At 69.7% G+C, this 6,315-nt stretch carries 2 protein-coding genes; both read left to right on the top strand.

The window, feature by feature from the left end:
* Positions 1-33: 33 nt before the first annotated feature.
* Positions 34-5,592, top strand: a complete 5,559-nt coding sequence (locus tag VT50_RS18790; RefSeq protein ID WP_046087488.1) for a P-loop domain-containing protein — start codon at positions 34-36, stop codon at positions 5,590-5,592.
* 95 nt (positions 5,593-5,687) lie between these two features.
* Positions 5,688-6,209 (top strand): hypothetical protein, encoded by a 522-nt coding sequence (locus VT50_RS18785; protein WP_046087487.1) that lies wholly within the window; start codon positions 5,688-5,690, stop codon positions 6,207-6,209.
* Positions 6,210-6,315: the final 106 nt, after the last annotated feature.

Genomic DNA, 6,315 nt, shown 5'->3' with positions numbered 1-6,315 from the left:
GTGGCGACGACCCAACTCAAGACCAGCTCACTAGTGACGGACGACCGCTTCGACGACCTCACGGTGATCAACGCGGACGGATCCCGTGAACGGGCCCAGTTCAAGCACTCGGACGAGAAAGGCCCCCTCGGCTACACCACGTTCACGACCGACGATCGCGGACTGAGACTGGACCGCCTTGTGGCGGCCGCCGCCGCCGACCGGGACGGACCGGGTGCAGGCGCCACTGCCCACCGGTTGCGCATCGTGATGTGCGACGCACCTCCGGACGACGACGCACTGAACGCGGTGATGGTGCCCGCCCGTTCCTCCGACGCGCCGTTCCTGTCGGGGGTGAACACCACACTCCTGCGGTTCGACGCGGAAGACCTCTGGCGAGGGTTCGACCTGCCCGCGCGGGGCCGACGCAAGGCGGGTAACGTCTTCGGGTTCCTGACGGGCGGTGACAAGGCCGTATCCAAGCAGGACCTGGAATGGCTGTGTGAGCACCTGGTGGTGGAAGTCGGCGCACCGGCCATGACGACGGACCTCCTGCAGCCAGGGCCGGCCGAACTGCTTCTCCTCCAACGGGTGCGCGGTGAGCTTGGCGCGGGGATCTACCCCAACGAGGGACGCTCACCGGTGGACGTCGCCGAGGCGCTGATCCGCACGGTTCGCTCCGCCCGGCAGCGCGGCGTCGAGGTGACGCCCCGCGAGCTACTGCGCCAGGCCCAGTTGCGCAGCGACCTCGGCGCCGTCGTGCGCGCGAACCCTGTCGACCGCGCCCTGGAAGTGGCCAGGTCCGCCACGGTCGGCGTCCTGGCGGAGGCGGCCGGGGCAGCGGCGGCCGACGGGGGAGTCTTGCTAGTCACGGGCCCACCGGGACAGGGCAAGTCTTGGGCGTGCCAGCAGCTGGTCGACCAACTCACCGGTGATGGGTGGCTGGTTGCCGAGCACTACTGTTACCTCGGCGATGCCGATGGCGATCAGCTGACCCGGGTGGTCACCGAAACGGTCTTCGGCAGCCTGCTGGGCCGGCTGGCCGAGGCGGTACCCGACCTCGTCCAGGAGCAGCGCCCGCGTTTCGCCGCCGATGCGCAAGCGCTGACCACGGCGGTGGACACCGCTCTGCGCAAGGACCCCACCCGGCGCGTGGCGCTCGTCGTGGACGGACTGGACCACGTCACCCGCGTACAAGGAGGAAGGACCAGGAGAGCTGATCCGTCCCTGGCCCTCGCCGCCGTCCTCGGCTCGCTGACCCTTCCGCCCGGCAGCGTCCTCCTCGTCCTCAGCCAGCCCGGGAACCACCTCGCCCCCCTCCAGGACGCCGGGGCGGCCCCCCTCGCCGTGCCGCCACTGACTGCGCTCGAGTGCCGCATCGTCGCGGAGCGGCTCGGACTGGTCCCGGCGGCGAACGACGATCGCACCGAGGCCCTCCTGACCGACGACCGTGACGTGACCGACTTCCTGGACGCGCTGCAGGAACGCTCGGGCGGCAATGCTCTGTACGCGACGTACCTCTGCCGCGAGGTCGCCCTCCGGCCGGAGACGATCACGAAGGCTGCGGTAGTGGTGCGGGCACTCCCGGCCTACCAGGGATCATTGGAGGGCTACTACGCACACCTCTACGACACCCTCGGCGCAGAAGCTGATGTCGTCGCGGACATTATCGCCCTGCTCGGCGTGTCCGTCACCCGCGAGGAGCTCGGGCAGATTATCCCGGACCGGGCACACAGGATCGACGGCGCGCTCAAGGTGCTGGCCCCGGTGCTCTCCGGGACGGCCGGACCCAGCGAAATCCGCGTCTACCACGAGTCGTTCGCCCGCTACCTACGCCTAGGCTACGACAGCGATCCCAGGGCCCTGGAATCGACGCTGGCGCTGATCGCCACCTGGCTGACCGGGAAAGGACTGTTTGACGATCCGCGGGCCTTCCGCCGCCTCCTGCAGATCCTCGCCGAAGCAGGGCGCGACACGGAGGTGCTGGACTACATCGGGCGGGACTTCGTCACCCGAGCCGTCTCCACCGCCCACCCGGCCTCGGCGATCAGAGACAACCTGGCCACCGGCCTGCGCTGCGCCGCCAGGACGGCGAACTGGCCGGTCGTCGCGCGCTGCGTCGAACTCGCCAGGGCCGCGCAAACGTACGAGTTCGAGCGCTTCGACTTGGACTTGGTCGAATTCGCCGACGTGCCGATCGCCTTGATGGGAGCTCAGACGCTGGCGGACCGGCTCCTGCACGACGGGCGGACCGTCATGCCCGCCCGGGCAGGTCTGCAGATGTGTGCCGTCCTCGACGCGGCAGGCGCCGTGGCACCCTGGCACGCGTACATGACGGCACACGACCACGAGGCCGAATCGGACAACACCTCCTACGGTGCGGAGTCCGACCGAGCCGTCGAACTGGCATACCTGCGTGGCCAGCTGCGCCGGTCGGCGACCCACCAGGCGACAGGGGAGGAGCCGGGGGAGGACGGTCCCGACCGGCCGGTGTCGCTGGACCGCATCGCCGAGTGGCTCGAGGAACGGGGTGACCAGGCATCGGCCGACGCCGTCGTGAAGACGCTCTTCGACACCGTCGGAATCGAGGCCATCACCGACCTGGTGCCGCGCCTTGCAACGGGCGGCCCAGTATGCCTCGCACTCGGCGAGCAGATCGCGGCAAGCGCGGTGCCCGATGAGGCGGGCAGCGCCGCGGACTGGGCTCAGGAGGCGGCCGACCTGGGATACGTGCTGGGAACGGGGCACCGGCTGCTCGCGCTGGGGGTCGCTGCCGCCGATCTCGCTGAAGGCCTTGCGACAGACGAGATTTCGACTGCCCGCGACACTCTGTTCTCCCTCACCCACGACGTACAGCACGAACGTGTCCAGTGGAGCCCCGAGGCTGTGGCCAGGTGGCTCGATGCCCTGGCGATCACGGCACAGACCGACCCTATCGCTCTGGACGCGGTACCGGCTCTCGTCCAGGGGCCCGGCTGGTACCCCTGTTGGCTACGGTTCGCGATCGCCCTCGCACGCGCCGAAGCCGCCGCAGCACACACCCGGTCTGGCCTGGTGATCGAAGCCCTCGGGCTTCTGACCGCAGACATCAGCCGCTTCACCGGCAGCCCGCGTGCGTGCGACCTCTACTCGATCCATCCGCTCATCGAAGAGTCGGTCCGCCGGGCGGCCGCCCTCGTGTCCGACCAGGACTGGCCGCAGGCGTGGAAGACCCTCATCCACGTCAGCCGGGAAATCGGCGTCAGCCTGCGCGGCGAGATGGGCGGACCGCTGCCAGCCGACACGCTCCTCACGATCGCCGTCGAGCACACCACGCCCGCACGGCGGGCTCGCATCGACGAAGCCGTCCGCAACGAGTTTCTCCAGCAGGCCGGCGGACGCTTCTACAGCGACCTCGCCCGTTACCTCCTCATCCACGCGCGCCTCGCCCTTATAGCTGACGACCTCGCCGAGGCCGAGGAACACTGGTTGGCGGCCTGCCACTTCCTGGTGGCCTACGGCTGGCGCAAGGACATCACCGTCTATGAGCTCCTGGATCCGCTGCCCGCCCTGGTCACTGCGGACCCGGCCCGGGGGCGGGCGCGGGTGGCGCGAATCCAGCCATTGTGCGAACGCCTTGTCCTTCACACCGACGGCAAGGAGACCAACGCTGCACGCCCGCGGTGGTGGAACGTCCTGGCCGGGGCAGACCCCGTGGCCCTTGCCGATCTCGCAGCCACCGGCCTGCTCAGCGACTGCAACGGCCCAAACGCCATCCTCCACGGCGCCCGAGAAGACCTCTGGCGCGAGTGGAACGGCACCGCCGATCCGGTCGTGGCAGCCGCGCTCCGCATCACCTTGGACACCCCGCTCCTCCAAGCCGACGCCGCACTTCTGGACCGGCTCGCCCGGACAATCGGCCCCTCCACGCCCGACGGCGTTCCACAACTGCTACGCATCGCACTGAGCAGGGCCGACGAGCGGCAAGCGAACCGCGACTCCTCCAGTGACGGGACCAGGCTGGCCGACGTACAGCTGGTCGCGGAACTCAACGCCGTCGCCGAACGCGTCGGCGCCCCGCAGCTCACCCGCCTGCCCGAACCACCGGTGACCGACGAGTCCCAGCCCCGCCGCAGCGCACCCATCCCCGCGCAGTCGGCCACGGCCCCGACCTCACCTGCCGCCCCGTCGCCCGCGCCCTCCGAACCGGTCGGCCTGATCCGGGTACTGCGCGCATGGCACCTGAGCCCGTACGAGGCCGACGCCCCACAACACACCCTCGAACAGATGACAGACCTCGTCGGCGACGGCCTGCTTAACCTCGCCACCCGAGGACAGACCGACGAGGCCGCACAAGTCCTGCGTGCTATCGCCGGCCCCTTCGACTTCCGGGACGGTCCCCTGCTGCTGCGCCGACTCGCGGACAAGCTCCGCCAGAACGGGCATGACGCGCTCGCCGCCGAAGCCTACGCACTGACCTGGGTACGCACCCGCGGGCAAGGCGGATGGCTGAACTTCGGAGGCGAAACAGCCCTCGACGCCCTTCGTACGGCCGCACAACTCGATCGCATCCTCACCCACCGCGTCATCACCGAAGAGGCAGAAGCAGCGGTGAGCGCAGGTCGGTACGGGACCCACGGCATCACCCAGGCACTGATCTTCGCCTTCGCCCAGCAAGCCTTCGGCCTGCCCCCGAACGACTCCCTCGACCTGGCCTTCGCCCTCTGGGACGAAGCCGCAACGGTCATCGAGAGCAGAGCACCACGCGTCCACGACAGCGACGACCCTCAGCACCCCTACCGCGCCCCCGAAAACGACAACGGAATCCCCGCACCCGGTGATCTCGACCATGCTTTCGCGACCACAGCACTAGCCGCGGTCGCACACGCGGACCGGGAAGGCAAACGCCGAGCGATGGTTGCGACGCGATCTCTGGTCACACTGCGCCCCGAAGCCACGGCACCCGCCATGGCCCTCGCACTGGAGCAACTCTCCGATCCGGCGACCCTGATGTGGCTGCTGTGCCTGCTCCAAGAACAGGGGCCGCAAGCCCAAACTGTCGTGGACCACTGTCAGGAGGCGCTCGAGGCACTGGCCCGAGGACCGCTGCTCACCGTCCGCGCCCTCGCCCGCCGACTGCTCACCGATGCGGCCAGCGTGCCCATGGGAGCGTCGGACCCGGCCGGGCTGAACCCGCCGAGCCGCCTGTGGACCTCCGCCGCACAGGGAGACAGCCCGAGAGGCCGCGTCGTTACGGGGATGGTGGCAGAGGTGGCTGGCGCGCGGCTGAACGAAGCCGAGCAACTGCAGCCCGGGCTGATCCGAGCAGTCCTCGCCAGGGTTCGCCGCGAAATTGACACTGAGCACACCATCGAGAGGAACAAGGCTCAGTCCCGCGCCAACCTCAGCGCCGACGAGGGCGAGCTGCCGGACGCCTACCTCGCCATCGAGGAGACCATCGAAGAGGCGATCCAAACGGTGGCGGCGGGTAGCCGCGCGCACAGGCTCTCGCAGGGCTTGGGCGTGAGCGATCCGGCAGCTTGGGAGGACCAGCTGGCCACCGTACTGACAGACGCCCCGGCCTTCCCCTGCTACCCGGCCCGGACGACCCGGCCAGCCAGGACACTCCGCTGACCGGAGCAACCGCCGAGACCACCTCCACACGGCCACTGACCCAAGCCGCCGCCCTCACTGGACAGACCCTCCCGGGCTGGCGCATCCTCGCTTCCGTGGAGGAACGCAAGTTCCTGTCACCGCACACCCGGAAGACCGGCCTGACCGTCGTGAGCTTCTCAGGCCCGGAAGTGACGGATTACGGGAATCAGGACAGCGACGCTATCCCCTTCTCGGACGGCGACATCGAGGAGTGGACTCGACCGCCTGCGCAGCACCCCGCCGCTGACCTCCCGCCGGGGATCCCGCTCCACGGCCTCGACCGCGCCATGACCGCCGCCGCAGACGCCGCCCAAGGCCTGGGACTACCCGGCTTCACACTGACACCCACCCCGTGGCTCCGCTCTGCACTCCGCCTGAGGCCCGGAGCCCCGCTGACACTGGAGGACGACCGAGGTCCGGCTCTGCGGCTCATCTGCTGGCGTACCGAGTACGAGCGGAGTGCCTACCGCCTGCCCTGGCCACGGACGAGCGGCTGCGCCGTCGTGATCCGCCCCGACCTGCTGGACATCCTGTCCGAGCGGGCATCCGCACCGATCGTCACCCGAGATGTCGTCATGCGGCTGGAAGCGGACTGAAGAGAAGCTGACGGGACACCGTGGTCGGAAGGAACGGCACCCAGTACCAGGCCACGAGTACGACCCGCCCTGGCGCCGGGCGTGCTTGGGATCAGGCGGCGGGCTC

It is taken from the genome of Streptomyces antioxidans, assembly GCF_000968685.2.
Classification (GTDB): Bacteria; Actinomycetota; Actinomycetes; order Streptomycetales; family Streptomycetaceae; genus Streptomyces; species Streptomyces antioxidans.
Note: the sequence above shows the minus strand (reverse complement) of the source record. Positions and strands in the feature narration are given on the sequence as shown.